The following is an 18,726-nucleotide window of genomic DNA, read 5'->3' on the forward strand; positions in this document are numbered from 1 at the left end:
TTCACGGGAGTCGGAATGGTACGCGCACCAACGGGCGGGATCAACTGCGACAGGATACGCCGCAGTCAATAATTATGGCCCTGGGGCCAGCACGACGATGGATAATTCTGTAAATTCCTCCAATTGAGCGATGCCATGGCTGATCAACGACCGCGGTTCGATACCGAGTTCCTGCGCCAAAGATTCCAGAACATCGGAAGCGGTGCAGGCGCTATTTTCCCTAATAAGTTCCAACAGGCGGGCTGTCACCGCGTTGATTTCCATGAAACAAACCGCATCTTCTCTGTTTCTGTAAACCACCAGGTAGACCGGTTCGCCCGTATGTTGCGGGCGGCAATCTGCGCCGATACGTTGCACGGGGTAACGGTACATTAACGACCAGGCAAGCGGTGATAATTGGGGTACGGACGTTAGCAGATCCGTCACCGCAACCTGGTCAGGTATTTCGTCCTCGGCGGTGTCCAGCGCCAGTTCCACCCACTCATAATGCGCCAACTCTGCGATAAACGGCGGATCGACCGCTCGCAGCGTAAAATCCTCCATCAGAAACTTAAGGAACTCCTGACTGATTTCCAGAAAATAGGGCGTATGACAGCGGTGCCCTTCAATGAAATCGCGCACCAACCCATGCCACGCGATGTCTTCATAAAGACTCCGCAGTACCGGGAAACCACTGCTGATAAACCCTTCTATATTGTTGTATATCAGGTCCTCGTAAATCTTCAATCGCCGCTGTTCAACACCTGCAGGGGGTGGATTATTCTGAGGGTCTCGCAAATAGCGGGCCATAATCATCTGACTTTCATGCAGAGCCTTAGCGTCCATCAGCCGACCGCCTCCATTTCAGCTTGCCGCGCGTCTTGCTGCATGCTCCGGATACGCTCGACTTCCTGCAACAACTCCTCCATCGGAGGCAGGTTGAAGTCTCTCTCCAATAGGGTAGGTACAGACCCTTTGCGATTATAGACCTCCGCCAAAAGAGACCATACCGGGTCGACAACCCTGGCGCCATGAGTGTCGACCTTCAAGTCATCAGCCTCATCATAATGCCCAGCCACATGAATATACCGGACCCGCTCAAGCGGCAGGGCATCGAGAAATTCGAGGGGATCATAACGATGGTTGATTGCATTGACGTAGATGTTATTGACGTCCAGCAGCAGGTCGCAATCACTCTCTTCAAGTACCGCACAAATAAATTCTGCCTCGCTCATCTCCGAAATGGGCTGCGCGTAGTAAGACGCATTTTCCAGCGCGATACGCGTACCCAGCATGTCCTGAACCTGGCTTACACGCGCGGCAACATAGCTAACCGCCTCGGCTGTAAATGGAATGGGGAGAAGATCGTAAAGATGGCCTTGCGCGGCACAATATGTCAGGTGCTCGGAGTAAACGGGTACCTGCGCCTCTTTCATCAGTGCGCCGATAGATTTCACCAATTCAACATCCAGCGGATCCGGCCCGCCAATATCAAGGGACAAGCCGTGCAACAGGAGTGGAAAGCGCTCGGTTAGCGCGCGGAACTGCCGCCCGAAACGTCCACCGACACCAATCCAGTTCTCAGGTGCTGCCTCAAGAAAATCGACTTCTCCCTGGTCGGTTGAATGAAGCGGACCCAGGAGGGCCCGCCTTAAGCCGAGTCCCGCTCCTTGCAGGACCCGATCAGAAGAGCCGGGCAAATCTAGCCGCCGCACTTACCTTCGCCGCACTTGCCTTCACCTTCGGCTTTTTCCTCGCCACACTTGCCCTCGCCGCACTTGCCTTCGCCTTCGGCTTTTTCCTCCCCACACTTGCCTTCACCGCACTTGCCTTCGCCAGCATGCTTATCAAAGCTGGCCAAATCGTAACCGCCACTCAGCTGCTGAGCAGAGAACGGGTTTACCTCGGCTGACGCCAGAGGAACAATAGAGGATGCTAGGAAAGCGGCGCCGAGCGCTGCTGCCAGGGGTTTCTTCGATTTAGCCATAACCTGTCGTCCTTTTAGTGATAATGAGGTTGAGTCAATCCACGCGACGCCACCGGCCAACACTCGCCGTTAACAATGCGACCACGCCATGCCTGTAGGAGACTATCAAACTGTAAGTTTCAGCGTACAGGGTAAATTTGAAAAATGTTGCGGCAATAACCCTATTTTAATGAGGGTTTTTTGCTGCCCAATCACCTACCGCCTGCCAGCGCTGTCGCAATCGCTTCTCCGAGACCGCGTGGCGTGTACCCAGGCTCTGCGCAAAGAGCGACACCCTGAATTCTTCCAGCATCCAGCGATAAGCGATGACTTCCGGGCTCTCGACCATTAACCGAGGCCGCTCACGCAAAAGGTCCGACAGGGGTTTTGTCAGTTGTTCGAGCAAACTCGTGTACTGCCTGTCTTTGCCAGTCTGCCCGGAAAGCCGTTCCAACCTGCTCCGCACAGCCTTTACATACCGTGGAAACTGAGCCAGCCAGTCCTCCGGGGTATCCCTCAGGAAGCCCTCTGCGAACAACCCCGCCAACTGCCCGTCAATATCGGCTCGAAGGCTATCCCACTTTGGCCCGTCAAGCGCCACCAGGGAACGCTGCACCGCGGTGAGGGGAGCAAGCACATTGAGCAGGGTAGCCTCTATGTCATTTGCTCGAGAAACCACCTTTTCACGACCTTGTCTGACCATCGACTGAAATGCATCTGCTGACCAAGGCAGAGTGTCGTCCAGCTCCATCGCTTGCACGTATGCGGCATCAATAAGATCCTCAACCAACTGCGTACGCTGAAAGCCCGCCGCCGCGAGAGCGAGGTTGCAATCATTTCCGCGTAACAGGTTCTTGCGTAATACACGAACCTGCTGCACCGCTTCCCGCCGCGTTAGCCACAGGACACCACCACGGTGCAACCTGAGTGCTGCTCCCGGATAATCACACAGTTCGATTGCAACGCTATCGCCACGAACCACCAGTGCCGGGTAAGCCTCAATATCGACCCCGGCTTGGCGGAAGCGCCACTTGCGTGGCAGATCGTCAAAATCCCAACGCATTATGTTGTCACGAGCTGGGGAGTCGCGGTGGTCTGCGCCCACACTCTGACGCGTATCCGACCGAAACTGATTCACCAGCAAAGCCAAATTACGCCCCTGGTCCAGCAACTTTCCGCGCGCATCCACAACGCGAATATTCATCTGGTAATAATCATCCAGCGCAGTGCGGGCAAAGTCCTGTTGCTCAAGCTTGATGCCACCGAACGTACCAAGTCGGGCCGCGAGAGCAGTGAGTAAATCAATATTGTCGGGGTGCAATCCATCAAGGGCACGGTCCACCATATCCGGCACAGGTACAAGATGCTTTCGCTTATCCTTGGGAAGAGACCTGACTAGCTGAATACATTTTTCACGCAGCATTCCCGGGACCAACCAGTCAAAAAGATGGCGCGGGGCGCGGTTTAGCAACGCGACCGGAACGATAACGGTAACACCATCGGTCTGTTTGCCCGGCTCAAACTGATAGGCCAAACTGAATCGCGTCCCCTCCCACTCCAGGTGATCAGGATATTGATCGCTGATCGCTCCGGGGTCTCGCGCCACAAGCTCATCTCTCGTCATAAAAAGCGCTCGCGCAGGCTCGGGGTTGCGTTTCAGCCAGGTGCGCAAACTTGATGCGGTGCAGATGTCGGAGGGTAATCGTGCGTCATAAAATGCGTAAAGGCTGTGCTCATCGACCAGAATATCTCGCCGCCGAGTGCGCGATTCCATATCCTCAAGCTCCATCACCATGCGCTGGTTATGTTTTAGAAAAGCAGGCAGTTGGCGGAACCTTCCGGGAATGAGCCCCTCCCGAATCATCAAGCTACGGCTTTCTTGTGCATCCAACGGTCCGTAGTGAATGACTCGGCGATCCACCAGAGTCAATCCATAGAGCGTGATGCGCTCAAAAGCCACCACCTGGCCCCGGCGCGGATGCCAGCGAGGCTCGTAGCAGTGACTCTTCAGCAGCGCCGGGTTGATCTTGAGAACCCACGCAGGATCGATGGCGCCCACGGTGCGTGCATAAATCCGGTTAGTCTCCACGACCTCGCCAGCAACAACCCACTTGGGAGACTTGCGCGCTTGCCCCGATCCGGGCCAGAGCCGCAGGGCACGATTACGCGCACCGAGATAGTTTCTGCCATCGTCATGGCGCGCAATATTACCGAGCAACCCGCTCAGCACGGCGATGTGAATTGCCTGATAATCCTCTACTTCAGAAAGAGCAGCATGCGGTTTAATGCCTAGCTGCCTGCAGGCGATACTGAGCTGCGTGTGGATATCGCGCCACTCCCGCATGCGCGTGTAGGACAGATACTCGCGCAGGCATAATTTTCGTAGCTTGTTCTGGCTCAGAGTCTGTCGCTGCTCCTCGAAGTAACGCCATAGCCTGGGCCATATCATGAAATCGGATCGTGGATGTGCAAAGCGGGCATGCATAAGATCCGCCTGCTGCTGCTTATCAGGTGGCCGTTCCCGCGGATCCTGTACCGCCATTGCGCTGGCGATAATCAGGATTTCTGCCAGGCACTCCTGTTCCAGCGCCGCGAGCACCATACGTGCCAAACGCGGATCCACCGGCAGCCTCGCCATTCGCCGCCCCACTGTCGACAGCTTGCCATTTCCATCCACCGCGCCCAGTTCCTGAAGCACCTTGTATCCGTCTCGGATCAAGCGCGGGTCAGGGGGATCGACAAAAGGGAAGGCCGCTACGTCGCCCAGTTTCAATTCCAGCATTTGTAAGATGACCGCTGCGAGATTGGTGCGCTTGATTTCCGGATCGGTAAATTCCGGTCGACCCAGATAATCCTGCTCGCTGTAAAGCCGCAGACAGACGCCCGGCCCAACTCTACCGCAGCGCCCTTTACGCTGATCGGCACTGGCCCGGGAGACCGGCTCCAGCGGCAAGCGCTGCAAACGGGTACGGTGACTGTAGCGACTGATGCGTACCTCTCCTGGATCGATTACGTAGCGAATACCCGGCACGGTCAGGGACGTTTCCGCCACGTTCGTCGCCAACACCACCCTCAGTTTAGAATCGCGTCTTCGATTAGCAAACACGCGCGCCTGTTCTGTCTGACTCAAACGCGCGTAAAGAGGCAATACCTCGACATCTGAAGTCCGGCGTAGATCACGCGCCAGCTCACGAATTTCGCGCTCCCCCGGCAAAAACACGAGAGTGTCGCCGCGGGGCCCCAGTCCTCCGCACTCTATTTCCTCTAACAATCCTGCAATGACCTGGTTCATGTCCCGACCATCGTCGGGCTCACGATAGACAGTCTCCACCGGATAGCTGCGGCCTGGAACTTCTACCACAGGCGCATCACCGAAATGTCGGGCAAAAGTTGCCACATCCAAGGTTGCCGAGGTTATGATAATTTTCAGATCTGGGCGCTGAGGCAGAATACGCTTGAGATAACCCAGCAGAAAGTCCACATTCAAACTGCGCTCATGAGCTTCGTCGATAATCAATGTGTCGTATTGCCGCAATAGCCGATCCCGCTGCAACTCCGCCAGCAGGATGCCATCGGTCATCAATTTTATCGATGTACTGTCCGACGTCTTATCGCTGAAGCGTACCTTGAAGCCAACCAGTTCACCGAGTCGCGTGTGCAGTTCCTGAGCAATACGATCTGCGACTGTTCGCGCTGCTAAACGCCGAGGCTGAGTGTGTCCGATCACCTTGTCTCGCCCGCGACCCATTGCGAGGCAGATCTTGGGCAGTTGCGTCGTTTTACCCGACCCTGTCTCGCCGGCTACGATAGTCACCGAGTTGTCGCCGATCACTCGTGCCAGTTCCTCGCGACAGGCTGAAACAGGCAGCTCTTCAGGATATTGGATAACAGGAACAAGCGAATCCTGCTCAGGGGTATCATCGATCACTTAAGGACTGCCTGTACGGTTTTTCAGCAACGGGACGGAAACCTGAGTTATGCTCCAGTCACTGGCCCTTCAGGAGACCTCACTATGACCGGACTTAGCAATTACACTTTCGACGAGATCACCATAGGGCAAACCGCCAGCTATTCCAAGCAGGTCGAGGCCAGAGACATCCAGCTATTCGCGGCGGTCTCTGGTGACGTAAACCCGGTCCACCTCGACGCTGACTTCGCGGCCAACACCCAGTTCAAGCGATGTATTGCCCATGGCATGTTAAGTGGTGCAATTATCTCAGCGGCGATCGCCATGAAGTTGCCCGGCCCCGGCACAATCTATTTAAACCAGTCCATGCGCTTTCGTCAGCCTGTATACCCTGGCGATACCGTCACCGTGCACCTCGAAGTCAAGGAGATTAATGCTCGTCGCGGCTTTATCACACTCGATTGCAGGGTGCTAAATCAGGATCAGAAAGCGGTGGTAACAGGTACCGCGGAGGTCAAGGCGCCTACTCAAAAGATATTGCTCGAAAGGCCCGCTCTACCTCACGTAACGGTCGAGGCATCGGTTGATCCGGCCTGACCCACGTTGCGTCCGAGTCTTGCCGTCAAACCACAAATTTTTCCTCTTGAAATTGTGAACCAGATCCCTAAGGGATGTCACGTATTGCTGGTATCGCTCGTCGTCTGGTAGTATTTTAACTCGGCGGTAAAATTTTCGAAAAGCGGTATCGATAGCGTCCCCATGAAGAATCTGGCAATTAAAGCGTATGTCTCGTCACCGCACCTACTCGGGTGCCTTGGGCTGACTTGTGCTTTGCTGATTGCAGGGCCACTCGCAGCACAAAGCGCTGGCGCCGATGACGATCTCAGTGCGATTCTGCAGCAACTTACGGACGAAAAAGAACTCCTGACGAGCGAACTTGAGCAGTTCCACAAAACGCTCGCCCTCCTGCAATCCAGCAACACACCCGTGGGTGATGACAGCAACCCCGCCGTTCGCTCTCTCACTGAAGAAGCCGCTGTATTAAAAGAGCGCCTGATTACGATTACTGAGAAGGAAGTTTCCCTGCTGCAGCGACAATTATCGACCTACCGCAGCGAGTCCACTGTGGCAGTGACAGAACAGGTACAACGCGATCGGGCCATGGAAAGCAAGCCGCTGAGTATTCAAAAGGCTCGTTACAATGAGGCCCAGGAAGCTAACAGCGTTGACCGCTTGCAAGGCCTGCTAGGCAGTTACTATACCGAACTCGAAGAAACGTCCAACATTGCGCCGACCGACATTGAGATAGAGGCGAGGGAAATCGCCCAGCGAGAAGCCGACGCACTCAAGCGCATACCCTATAGCGCAAGCAAGGTGCGCCTTACCGGCGCCGAGGCCAGCGCGTCGCTAGCCGAAATATCTCAACGCCTGATGGATAACCGGATCCCGGAAAGTCGTCGCGACATCGCACCGATTTTCGCTATTAGAACCCATTTTTTTGATACATTAATTGTTAGTGAAAATCGAAGCCTCAGGCCCGTGGGGAAAAATCACTATATCGCCCGCTTACGTATTCAACCCGGCGATACCACGCTCACGGTTTTTTCCGATGAGTGGACGTTGCGCTTACCGCAGCATGCCAATGCGCGCGATTTTCTGATCACTCTGCATAAACCACTGGGGGGTAAGCCTGAACTCCACGTGTTCGCAGTCGATGACCTGCTAACTCTGGAGCATGCACACCTCCCCGCCTGGTTGCCTGACGAACTCGATATCCCGAAAAACGCTGGATGAGTCGCGACCACCTACCCTGGGGCCCGGTGGTCCCTGCGGAGGTTGTGTGGAATGACCAAGGCGAGCCCTTATCAACCGTTTATAACGACTGTTACTTTAGCCAGAATGACGGAGCAGGCGAGAGTCAACATGTGTTTCTCGGCGGCAACGAACTCCCACAGCGCTGGCAAACACATTCGTTTGCAAATTTTTGCATTGCGGAGACCGGCTTCGGCACTGGACTCAATTTTCTGCTGACCTGGCAAGCATGGCGCGACAGCCCCTCGCAACCCGACCTGCACTATATCGCCCTCGAAAAACACCCCCTTTCGAAGCAAGATCTTGAACGCGCCGTCTCGCTTTGGCCAGCACTCAGGCCTTTGGCATCTGAACTACTCGATGCTTATCCCGGACTGCTCCCGGGTGAGCACCGACTGCTGTTCGAGGGCGGCAGGTTAACGCTCGACCTCTGGTGGACGGATGCCGATGACGCCCTTGCAGATATCGCGTCACACGGCGAGCGCTGGGTCGACGCCTGGTATCTGGATGGGTTTGCCCCCGCACGGAATCAGAGCATGTGGCAGACCACGCTGTATCAATACGCCGCCGCATTGAGCCGCAAGGGCGCGACACTCGCCACCTTCACGGTGGCGGGAACAGTGCGCCGCGGACTGTCGGAGGCCGGTTTCGAGGTCGCCAAACAACCCGGCTTTGGCCGCAAGCGGGAATGCCTGCGAGCGGTACTGGGGGACATCCACTCCAGCGCGCCTGATGTCACTGGACCGCATTGGGATCTGCGCAACGCACAACCTGCGTGTCCTGAGTCAGCGATCGTACTCGGAGGCGGGCTGGCAGGCTGCGCCATTGCTGCAGCACTCGCTCGTCGCGGGGTGCTGGTGACTTTGGTCGAGCGAGGCAAACTGGCGGCGGGTGGTTCCGGGATTGATAGGGGCGTTCTTTACACAAGACTTTCCAAAGAGCATTCAGCGCTTGCGGATTTCGCCTCACAAAGCTTTCGTTTTGCCAGCCGTTACTACCGAGGCCTATTTTCTGAAGGGCTACTCAACCAGCGGGTAGATGGTGAACTGTGCGGTTGTTTCCAGCAAATTGATCACACGGAAAACACCGATGCACTCGCAGCAGTACTCACCGGGCTTGACGACTTTGTGCAGCTGTTGCCAGCAGGCGATGCTTCCCGACGAATTGGAATAGAACAAGACCATGCAGGCTACTGGTTCCCTGAATCCGGCTGGCTCAATCCCGAGGCTGTTTGCGCTGCCGTAACGTCACACAGAAATATAGTGGTGCTGGAACATTGTGGCGAGGTCGTTTTGCAGCGGGACGGTCCCCATTGGGACGCCCACGCCGGCGGTGTCAGCCTCGCAACGGGTCAATGCGCAATCGTCGCTGCAGGATACGCCGGCAAGACCCTGCAGCAGCTAGATTGGCTGCCGGCCCAACGTATACGGGGGCAGATAACACGTCTCCCTGCCTCGCCTGATTGCGCGGGATTAAAGGCTGTACTGTGTCATGAGGGATACATGACCCCTGCCCGGGACCAACACCACATCATCGGTGCCACCTATGACATTGGGGATACGGAACCCGCCTGCCGTGCGAGAGATCATCGTCACAACCTGAATCGTCTTGCCAAGGCGGTTCCGCAGTGGCATAACAAGCTCGCTAGCGTGGATGAACGAGAGCTCGATGGCTATGTCGGATTTCGCTATGCCAGCCCCGACTACCTGCCGATGGTCGGACCCGTGCCCGACCTCCCGCAATTCCTCGAGCAATTTTCCAGCTTGCGTAAGAATGCGAAATCAATGCCCTTGCGCAAAGGGCCCTATCAGCCAGGCCTCTACCTCACCACCGCGCACGGTTCCCGGGGCCTGGTGTCTACCCCGCTTGCGTCAGAAATGCTGGCAAGCCAGATCTGCAACGAGCCTTTACCCGTCAATCGCGCTCTGGCTCGCGCACTATCGCCTGCCCGGTTTATAATCCGAAACCTTTCCCGCAACCGTATCTGAACCATGCTGCTTCGCTCGCTGATCATCATTATACTCCTTGCACCCGCCCCTGCGTGGCCCGTGGATTGGTATACAGCCACAGTGACGGAGCGCAAGCCACAGTCAAGAGAGCTTTTTGTGCAGGGTCTTGAAATTCTCGATGACCAACTCTATGTGAGTACAGGAAACTATGGAGAGTCGCGGCTCCTGCGCTATCACTTCGAAGACGGATCGCTGGACGTCAGCCGCAAGCTGGCAAGCAACTTGTTCGGCGAAGGACTGACTGTCCTTGGAAACAAGATTTACCAACTGACCTGGCGCGAGGGTCAGATGTTGATCTACCGCAAGTCGGATCTCGCGTTCCTGGAAAGCAAACCACTCCCTGGCGAGGGCTGGGGGCTTACCAATAATGGCGAGCAACTTGTCTACAGTGATGGCTCTGCCATACTGCGCTTCCTCGAACCGAGTGACGCCAAGGTGAAACGCAGCATACGGGTCACTCTGCACGGACGCCCAGTTCGCTTTCTCAACGAGCTGGAGTGGATCGACGGCTCCATCTGGGCAAACGTCTGGCGGAGCAACGAAATTATCATCATCGAACCCGGTAGCGGAGTCGTGACAGGCGTTATCGACCTGAAAGGGCTATTACCTGCGGAAGAGCGTCGCGCCGGAACAGATGTGCTCAATGGTATCGCTCGCAACCCCAAGGACGGGGGCATCTGGGTCACAGGCAAACGGTGGCCATGGCTGTACAGGATCAATCTGGAGCCCCGCAAGGCATCGCCCAACAATCCCTGACAGCGAGCCGCATGACACGTTTTAGTAAAATCACTGCAACTGAGATAAATAACTGTCAAATTGGGTAGAATAGCAACCCGGTTAAAGACACCCACTACGAGTATAAAGATGACCATCAGCGGCACACCGTCCAGCACGTCTCACCCTGCCTTCGAGGCTGTCCGTCAGCAGGAAATAGCCTCCCTGAATATTCGCGTTGAGCAGTATGAGCATCGCAAAACCGGGGCTATTCATTATCACCTGGCGGCAGACAACACCGAAAACGTGTTTCTGGTTGCGCTGCGCACCGTCCCGAAAGATTCAACCGGTGTTGCACACATACTTGAGCACACCGCTCTGTGCGGCAGCGAGCGCTACCCGGTACGGGATCCGTTTTTTATGATGTTGCGCCGCTCACTCAATACGTTCATGAACGCGTTCACCAGCTCCGACTGGACCGCCTACCCCTTCGCAAGCCAGAATCAGAAAGACTTCAACAATCTGTTGAATGTCTATCTGGACGCAGTGTTCTTCTCCCGCCTGGATCCACTGGATTTTGCGCAGGAAGGTCACAGAGTGGAGTTCGCGGAGCCCGGCGACGCAAACAGCGATCTGGTATACAAGGGCGTGGTTTTCAACGAGATGAAAGGCGCCATGAGTTCCGTGACCACAGCGCTTTGGAGCAAACTTTGCGAGCACCTTTTCCCCACCAGCACCTATCATTACAACAGTGGCGGCGACCCTGCGCATATACCCGATCTCAGTTACGATGAATTACAGTCGTTTTACAAGAATCATTATCACCCCAGCAACGCAATTTTCATGACCTTTGGCGATATTGAGGCGAGCACACACCAGCAGATATTTGAGGAGAACGCGCTCCAGCACTTCGACAAGTTGCCTGAACGGATTGAGGTTCATCCAGAGCAACGCCTGTCGCATCCGAAACGACTGGTAGAGCGCTACGCACTCGACGAGAGCGAAGGGCTTGCCAACAAGACCCACCTGGTGATGGCCTGGATGCTGGGAGAGAGTGCAGACCTCGGTCAATTACTGGAGGCCCAGCTGTTATCAAGCGTACTTTTGGACAACAGCGCGTCGCCACTGCAGCAGGCGCTGGAGACGACTCCGCTGGGCCGCGCACCTTCCCCGATGTGCGGACTGGAAGACTCTATGCGAGAAATGGTGTTCTGCTGTGGTATTGAAGGCAGTGAGGCAGAGCACGCAGACGCGCTTGAGGAAATGGTTATCGACGTTCTGGAGAGTGTCGCTCGTGACGGCGCAAGCCAAGAGCGACTCGAGGCAGTGCTGCACCAGCTGGAGCTGCACCAACGCGAAATTACCGGGGACAGCTATCCCTATGGTCTACAGCTTATTCTGCAAGCACTGGGGTCGGCCACACATTACAGTGACCCTATCGCCGTACTCAACCTGGACCCCGTGATTGAAGAATTGCGACAAAAAATCCAGAACCCTGACTACATCAAAGAGCTGGCGAAGCGACTGCTGCTGGAAAACACTCATCGCATCACTCTGGTCATGGTGCCCGACGACACCCTCGCCTCGGAACAAATGGCGACAGAATCCACCCGCCTCGAGACACTCAAAGCGGGCATGGACGAGGCTGAGCGTGCCGCCGTAATCCAACTGGCAACCGATCTGGAAGCGAGACAGGAACAGGTCGATGACGACAGCATACTTCCCCGAGTTGAGCTGACCGATGTTCCTACAGCTATACCGGAGCCCAGGTTCACTGCCCAGACCAGCGAGGCAATACCTTTCACAACCTACGGCCGCGGAACCAACGGCCTGGTTTATCAGCAATGCATATCAACGCTCCCCCCCCTCGACAGTGACCAACAGCATCACCTGCCACTGTACTCCAATGCACTCACAGAACTTGGTCTCGGTGACGAGACTTATACGGACATTCAGGAACGCCAGGCGGCTACCGTAGGTGGGATATCTGCCTTCGTCGCCATGCGCGCAGGCAGCGAGGACGAACAAACCGTGGGTGCGCATTTCAGCCTGTCTTCCAAAGCGCTGCTGCGCAACCACAAAAATCAGTCTGAACTCATGTACGATACTCTGCAGAAGGTGCGCTTCACCGAGACCGGCCGTATTCGCGATCTGGTCAATCAACAGCGTGCCAGACGAGACCAATCCGTGACAGGAAATGGACATGGCCTAGCCATGACTGCCGCCTGCGCGGGCATGAGTCCGCTGGCAAAGTTGAACCACGAGCAGTCGGGCCTCGCGGGCATTCGCCAACTTCGCCAGCTGGATGAAACGCTCTCGGATAAAGACGCACTCGACAAATTCGCAGCCGAACTTCACGGCATACATGAGAAAATTCTGAGCATGCCACGACATTTTCTGGTGGTCGCTGAAGAAGAGCACATTGACGCTATCGTGAAAGCAAGTGCCAGCACCTGGGCACAGGCAACGCCGGGTAACGGCCAAGCCATTTTCACCATGCCACCGGTGAGAGAACAACGGGGCGAACTGTGGATTACCAATACACAAGTCAATTTCTGTGCCCGAGCCTACCCGACGGTTACGCAGGAACACCCTGACGCCGCAGCGTTGGTAATACTCGGCGGGTTCCTGCGTAACGGCTTTTTGCACAAGGCCATACGCGAGCAAGGCGGTGCCTATGGTGGTGGCGCAACACAGGACTCCGGGCTGGCTGCTTTTCGCTTCTATTCTTACCGGGACCCACGCCTCGCCGGTACGCTGACCGACTTCGACCGCGCCATTAGCTGGATGCTGGAGGCGCGCCACGAGGCACAGGCCCTCAACGAGGCTATACTGGGTGTCATTGGGAGCATGGACAAACCCAGCTCCCCCGCCGGAGAAGCCAAGCAAAATTTCTACAACCGTCTATTCGGTCGTACCCACGCCATGCGCGAGGAGTTCCGACAGCGCATATTGGCGGTAAGCATTGATGATTTGCGACGAGTGACAGAAACCTATCTCGCACCTGGGCTTGAAAGCACTGCGGTGATTACCAACAGCAGTCAGCTTGAAGCCGCTGCCGATCTCCCTCAGCAGATGGATCTCATAGTGCAGGAGCTTTAAGTCAGGAGCACAGCAACGAAAAGCACTCGCTCAGGTAAAGATTTGTTAAGAATGGCCTCGCGCGGTTAAAGCACATGACAAGCACTGTTGGCTAGTTCACACTGATTTTGTGAATCAACGCTTGCCTACTGGTGAAAAACCGTGAGTATCCGCATACTGATCATTGATGACGACCGTGATCTGTGCATCCTGCTGCAGGAATTTTTTTCTCTCGAGGGCATCAACGCTTCTGCTCTTCACGATGGCGCGGGCGCACTGAGCCACTGTCGTACGCAAAGCTATGATGCGATTGTGCTGGACATCATGCTACCAGGACTACCCGGCCTTGATGTTCTGCGTCAACTGCGGGAATTTAGTAACACCCCTGTGCTTATGCTCACTGCTCGGGGCGACACCACTGACAGGATTGTCGGTCTCGAATTGGGCGCCGACGATTACCTGTCAAAACCCTGCGACCCTCGCGAACTTACCGCCAGACTGCGCGCTATTCTTCGGCGCGCACATGATGGCCAAGTTCATGGAAAAAAAATAACTACTGCCGGACAGACACATATCGACAGTGCTGCGCGTCATGCCTCCTTCGCAGATACGGTACTTGACCTTACCAGCGCAGAATTCAATATACTCGAACTGCTGGTGCAGAGCGCAGGACATGTCGTTGATAAAGAGATACTTAGCCAGCAAGCACTCGGCAGGTCTCTCACCGCTTATGATCGCAGTATCGATGTTCACATCAGCAAGATCCGTAAAAAACTATCACTTGCCGGAGGGGATAATTTAATCGTCAGTGTACGGGGTAGCGGCTATCAGTTTAGACTGGAATCCTGCTTATGAAACTTTTCAACAGTTTCTTTATCAAAGTCTTTCTAGGCTTTTGGTTGGTAACTACCGCTGTTCTCGGCAGCTGGCTACTGAGCAGTAACTATTATGATTCGCGCCCTCCTCGTCCCGGCCACGTGGGTGAAAAACCGGATCGCCAGCCTCATCGAGCCATGCTACGCATGCTCTATGCACTGGAGAATCACGAGGAGGCGAGCCTTGTTCAGTCGATCGACATTGCCAGGGAGCGATTCGGCATTCGGATTTTTCTGCTGAACGCACAGGGCGAAGACTTGTTAGGCCGCAAAGTCCCTAGGAACGCTCTCTTATTGGCTGATAAACTCCAGGGGCAGTCGGACAGACCCTCTATTACTGCCCCGGGGCGACGACTGACAGCCCACCGACTCCGGAGGACTGCAGAGGGACCCATTAGCGCTGTTTTTATGTACCCTCAGAGGCAACGCGCGGCCCTCCTTAATCTTGTCGGGGATAACGTGTGGTTGCGCCTGTCGCTGGCGGTACTCGTCAGCGGCGGATTATGCTTTTTGTTGTCTCGAGTCATTACGACCCGCATTCAGCATTTGCAAGTCGCCTCCCGACAATTGGCCAACGGCGCGCTGGACACTCGACTCACCGTACGCAGCAGAGGCGGTGACGAAACGGACGAACTGGCAAGAGACTTCAACACAATGGCCGCTCAGCTACAGGAGCGAATCCAGGCCCAAAAACGGCTGATGGGTGACATATCTCATGAATTGAGATCACCACTGGCGCGACTGCGAGTCTCGCTCGCTCTAGCTCAGAAAAAACCGGCTGAACATCAGCAGTACCTCAAGCGTATCGAACAAGATGCGGAGCGACTGGAAGCTCTGATTGCACAGTTACTGGCCAACCAGAGACTGAACGCCAAACTGGAAGACACCATTGATCTAGGCGCACTACTTGAGCAGCTCTGTGACAATGCTCGCTTCGAGGGTCAGCAGAGCGGCAAAACATTCTATCTCCGCAGAGAGATCGGGCCTGCAGTGGTTAAGACCCATGCTGACACACTGCAAAAAGCGTTTGAAAATATTCTCAGGAACGCTCTGCAACATACCGTCGACAACACAACGGTCGACGTAACACTTAGCAATACAGAGGGTTACAGAGTCACCGTAGAGGATCATGGAGCGGGTGTTCCAGACGATGAATTAGATAAAATATTTACGGAGTTCTACCAGGTGGACAGGACGCGCTCTCCGACGTCAGAAGGATTTGGTCTAGGCCTGGCAATCGCTCGCCGGAGCATTGCGCTGCATGGTGGACGAATCTGCGCCGACAATACCGCCAGCGGTTTACGGGTCTCTGTGCAGCTTCCCCCCGATATAGCTGTGCCGTGACCAAACAAACGCTCTTGACCTGCGCTCCGCACCTTGCCACAGTGCACCACGTCCGGGCGGAATGACCGCTACCCGATAGCGCACATGTCGTTAATCCTTAGATCACTGAAGCAAGACTAAAGCATGCAAATTCAAAGCCCGGGAGGAGTGCCAGATAATACTCCGATTATCATTGGTAGCGGCCAGTACGTGGAGCGGCTGGGCAACGGAGTGCCTCCATTAAATGCGCCGATGGATCTAGCGTCAAAAGCCTGTATGGGCGCATTGGTGGACGGCGGCGTAAAACCGAGCGCAATCGATGCGATTGCCACTATTCGCCTGTTCTCGGACTCTCCAGGCGCATGGAAATCTGAGTTCGGTGGCAGCACCAACCCGCCCGAATCTATAGCGCGTCGTATTGGTGCCTCGCCCAGCAAACGAATCTACAGTAACGTTGGCGGCAACGAGCCACTGCAGCTTCTGGTGGAACTCATGCAAGCCATCGCCAGCGGCGAGATCAAAAGCGCGCTGCTGACAGGTGCGGAGGCAATCGCCAACCAACGTTACGCAGTGCGCCATGGGGTTGTGCTCGATTGGCAGGAAGACATTGAAGCTTCACTGGACGACAGGACATCCGTTGACAGGCTGGTTTCAATGGAGGAAATACATGCCGGCTTTAACCTACCCGTGCGCTTCTACGGTGCCATCGAAATGCTGCAAGCACACCAAATGGGGCATGACCTGCGTCAACATGAACGCTTCATGGGGCGTTTTATGGCCAGCTTCAGCGAAATCGCAGCCCGAAATCCCTATTCCCAGTTTGCTCAGGCCCACACGGCACACGATATTACCAAAGCGAGTCCCGGCAACTACCCCATTAGCCTGCCCTATCTGAAGCGTCTGATCGCTCAGGACGCAGTCAATCAGGCGGCGGCTGTATTGATTACCAGCGCAGGCCATGCGCGCGAACTGGGCATTGACCCCGCACAGTGGGTATTCCTGGAATCCTTCGCGCATGGGGCCGATCACGCGCTATCCCAAAGGGAAGACCCCGCTCGCTCCGAGGCAATGAAACGCGTGCTGTTGAGTACCCTGTCGCAAGCCGATCAACGGATGATCGATATCGACCTGATTGATATTTATAGCTGTTTTCCCTGCGCAGTAACCGCGGCTTGCGAGGTACTTAAACTACCCACCGACGGTTCCGTAGCCCTCACGGTGACAGGCGGCCTGCCCTACTTCGGGGGGCCTGGAAACAACTATTCAATGCATGCACTGGCGGAAATGGTACGGCGACTGCGCGGCAACGCTGATCGCGCTCTGATTACAGCCAACGGTGGCATGCTGTCAAAACATGCTGCAGCCCTGCTCACCAGTGTCTGTACTCGAGCGCAAACAATCGATTGGAACGACAATCCAAGTTTTCAAGTCGACTGCAGGGACATAGCGATACGCCAATATGCCGACAACCCGGAAACGGGTCGAATCGTCACTTACACAGTCGCAATGCGCAAAGAAAAACCTGATCTGGGTATGATTATCGCGGATTCGGCGATGGGCGAGCGCTTCCTTGCCGCCAGCACAGATCCGACTGTGACGAAAGCGCTCAAAGCAAGCGACTTAATAGGCCGACAGATAGAGGTTCACACGGTAGGAGAACGCAGGGAATTCCACTTGGCGACGGCCTAAGCTGCCTGCCTAGCCCTCGTACTTTGCCGCACGCTCCGGTGCTGTGGCAAATAGACCCATATTGCCTTGGGACCAATGCACACGCAGCGCTGACTGACAGATTTTCCAGTCACCATCGACCAAACGATAGTGGTTGGTGTATTCCCCAACCACTGTCACAATATCTTCATCGTCGATAACCGGGTTGGCGGCATCCTTGAACAAGACATGATCAGCGCTTAAGTAAGCGCGACAGCTGATTTCTCCGTCGGAGATAATCACGCGATGATTGGTAATCGCGTGACGCGTGATATCAAAGCCATTGATAACGCTTTTTAGATGAAGCATCCAGTCATCCGTGTTACGTGCCACATCAGGCGCGCCCGTTGCCGCACTGATATCACCATAGTCGATGAGCACCTTATCCGAGAAGCATGCGCGCACCAACGGCCAGTTCTTACTGTCCAAACCTTCGGCATACTGATTGTAGTTATCAACCAATGCAGCACTGATCACCAGTTCATTCTCTATCGATGACATGTTTAAACCTGCTTCATCACAGCGGCCTGGGTTACGGTGGCTGTGTTATCAATCACTAACGCGGCACCATTGACCGCCTTGGATTCCTCAGACGCCAAAAACAACACCATGTTAGCGACATCGTCCGCTTCTCCCACCCAGACCTGATCCATGCCAGCCGCCGCTTCCGGATTGCCGCGCCGGACTTGCTCCTGCACACCTTCGAGCATGGGCGTTGCCATGTTGTAGGGATGAATCGAGTTACAGCGCAACCCGTAGCCGTTTTCGGTACTCAGACATGCTATCGACTTGGTCATGGCGCGGATAGCCGCTTTGGACGCCGCATACGCAAAAACGCCGGGCGCACCCTGTATGCTGGCAGTAGAGCACATATTGATAATAGAGCCCGCTCCCTGAGCTTTCATGACAGGCAATACATGCTTACATCCGTAGAACGTACCATCAGTGCCTACCGCGTGCACAGCTCGCCAATCATCCTCGGTGGTCTGCTCAATACTGGCGAGCCGCACAATGCCCGCACAGTTAAGCAGTATGTCGACGCGTCCACAGGATCTGTTTACCGTTTCGAATAAATCGATCCAGGCTTGCTCTTTGGTAACATCCAGAGCGTGGAACTCCGCACCTTCGATTTCGTTAGCCAGCGCATGGCCCTGCTCTGCATTCACATCAGCCATTATCACTGTGGCGCCTTCCTGAGCCAGAAGCCGTGACGATGCCAATCCCAGCCCCGAAGCAGCGCCAGTCACGACGGCCACCTTCCCCGCTACTCGACCCATTCTCATGCTCCTCTTGCCTGTCGTTGCGTATGGTGGGGCGGCGAAATTGGCTTCGCCCCTTGATTCTTGACGTCAG

At 55.4% G+C, this 18,726-nt stretch carries 14 protein-coding genes; 8 read left to right on the plus strand and 6 right to left on the minus strand.

Annotation, left to right across the window (positions count from 1 at the left end; translation table 11 throughout):
* Positions 1-72 precede the first annotated feature (72 nt).
* The 4 genes from EYC82_RS05050 to hrpA all read right to left on the minus strand — a co-directional run bounded on the left by EYC82_RS05050 (position 73) and on the right by hrpA (position 5,873).
* The gene (locus EYC82_RS05050) at positions 73-825 is read right to left on the minus strand and encodes an HvfC family RiPP maturation protein (RefSeq protein ID WP_279248454.1); all 753 of its coding nucleotides are present in this window, start codon (positions 823-825) and stop codon (positions 73-75) included.
* Positions 825-1,679 carry an HvfB family MNIO-type RiPP peptide maturase gene (locus tag EYC82_RS05055; RefSeq protein ID WP_279248455.1) on the minus strand — a complete coding sequence of 285 codons (855 nt, stop codon included), beginning with the start codon at positions 1,677-1,679 and terminating at the stop codon, positions 825-827. Before EYC82_RS05055 ends, EYC82_RS05050 begins: the two co-directional genes overlap by 1 nt.
* Before the next feature lie 2 nt (positions 1,680-1,681).
* Positions 1,682-1,966, minus strand: a complete 285-nt coding sequence (locus tag EYC82_RS05060; protein ID WP_279248456.1) for an HvfA family oxazolone/thioamide-modified RiPP metallophore — start codon at positions 1,964-1,966, stop codon at positions 1,682-1,684.
* Positions 1,967-2,132: 166 nt separating this feature from the next.
* Complete coding sequence (gene hrpA / locus EYC82_RS05065; protein ID WP_279248457.1) at positions 2,133-5,873, minus strand: ATP-dependent RNA helicase HrpA; 3,741 nt, start codon at positions 5,871-5,873, stop codon at positions 2,133-2,135.
* Positions 5,874-5,957: 84 nt separating this feature from the next.
* On the opposite strand from hrpA, the gene EYC82_RS05070 reads away from it, so the two are divergent.
* From EYC82_RS05070 to EYC82_RS05105, 8 genes are all read left to right on the plus strand, one after another.
* Positions 5,958-6,449 (plus strand): MaoC/PaaZ C-terminal domain-containing protein, encoded by a 492-nt coding sequence (locus EYC82_RS05070; protein ID WP_279248458.1) that lies wholly within the window; start codon positions 5,958-5,960, stop codon positions 6,447-6,449.
* 162 nt (positions 6,450-6,611) lie between these two features.
* Positions 6,612-7,646 (plus strand): hypothetical protein, encoded by a 1,035-nt coding sequence (locus EYC82_RS05075; protein ID WP_279248459.1) that lies wholly within the window; start codon positions 6,612-6,614, stop codon positions 7,644-7,646.
* Positions 7,643-9,652, plus strand: coding sequence for a bifunctional tRNA (5-methylaminomethyl-2-thiouridine)(34)-methyltransferase MnmC2/FAD-dependent 5-carboxymethylaminomethyl-2-thiouridine(34) oxidoreductase MnmC1 (gene mnmC / locus EYC82_RS05080; RefSeq protein WP_279248460.1), 2,010 nt, complete (start codon positions 7,643-7,645; stop codon positions 9,650-9,652). Before EYC82_RS05075 ends, mnmC begins: the two co-directional genes overlap by 4 nt.
* Before the next feature lie 60 nt (positions 9,653-9,712).
* Positions 9,713-10,429, plus strand: coding sequence for a glutaminyl-peptide cyclotransferase (locus tag EYC82_RS05085; protein WP_279248461.1), 717 nt, complete (start codon positions 9,713-9,715; stop codon positions 10,427-10,429).
* A gap of 108 nt (positions 10,430-10,537) precedes the next feature.
* A complete protein-coding gene (locus EYC82_RS05090; protein WP_279248462.1) occupies positions 10,538-13,489 on the plus strand; it encodes an insulinase family protein in 2,952 nt (983 codons plus the stop codon).
* 141 nt (positions 13,490-13,630) lie between these two features.
* Positions 13,631-14,323 (plus strand): response regulator transcription factor, encoded by a 693-nt coding sequence (locus EYC82_RS05095; protein WP_279248463.1) that lies wholly within the window; start codon positions 13,631-13,633, stop codon positions 14,321-14,323.
* Positions 14,320-15,687 (plus strand): ATP-binding protein, encoded by a 1,368-nt coding sequence (locus tag EYC82_RS05100; protein WP_279248464.1) that lies wholly within the window; start codon positions 14,320-14,322, stop codon positions 15,685-15,687. The genes EYC82_RS05095 and EYC82_RS05100 overlap by 4 nt, the downstream gene beginning before the upstream one ends.
* 123 nt (positions 15,688-15,810) lie before the next feature.
* Entirely contained in the window at positions 15,811-17,355 is a 1,545-nt protein-coding gene (locus EYC82_RS05105; RefSeq protein WP_279248465.1) for a hypothetical protein, read from the plus strand.
* A gap of 9 nt (positions 17,356-17,364) precedes the next feature.
* Here the strand turns inward: EYC82_RS05105 and EYC82_RS05110 are convergent, their stop codons facing one another.
* Both EYC82_RS05110 and EYC82_RS05115 read right to left on the minus strand, forming a co-directional pair.
* Positions 17,365-17,874 (minus strand): nuclear transport factor 2 family protein, encoded by a 510-nt coding sequence (locus EYC82_RS05110; RefSeq protein ID WP_279248466.1) that lies wholly within the window; start codon positions 17,872-17,874, stop codon positions 17,365-17,367.
* Positions 17,875-17,876: 2 nt separating this feature from the next.
* Entirely contained in the window at positions 17,877-18,650 is a 774-nt protein-coding gene (locus EYC82_RS05115) for an SDR family oxidoreductase (RefSeq protein ID WP_279248467.1), read from the minus strand.
* Positions 18,651-18,726 lie beyond the last annotated feature (76 nt).

The organism is Candidatus Marimicrobium litorale, from assembly GCF_026262645.1.
Taxonomy (GTDB): domain Bacteria; phylum Pseudomonadota; class Gammaproteobacteria; order Pseudomonadales; family Halieaceae; genus Marimicrobium; species Marimicrobium litorale.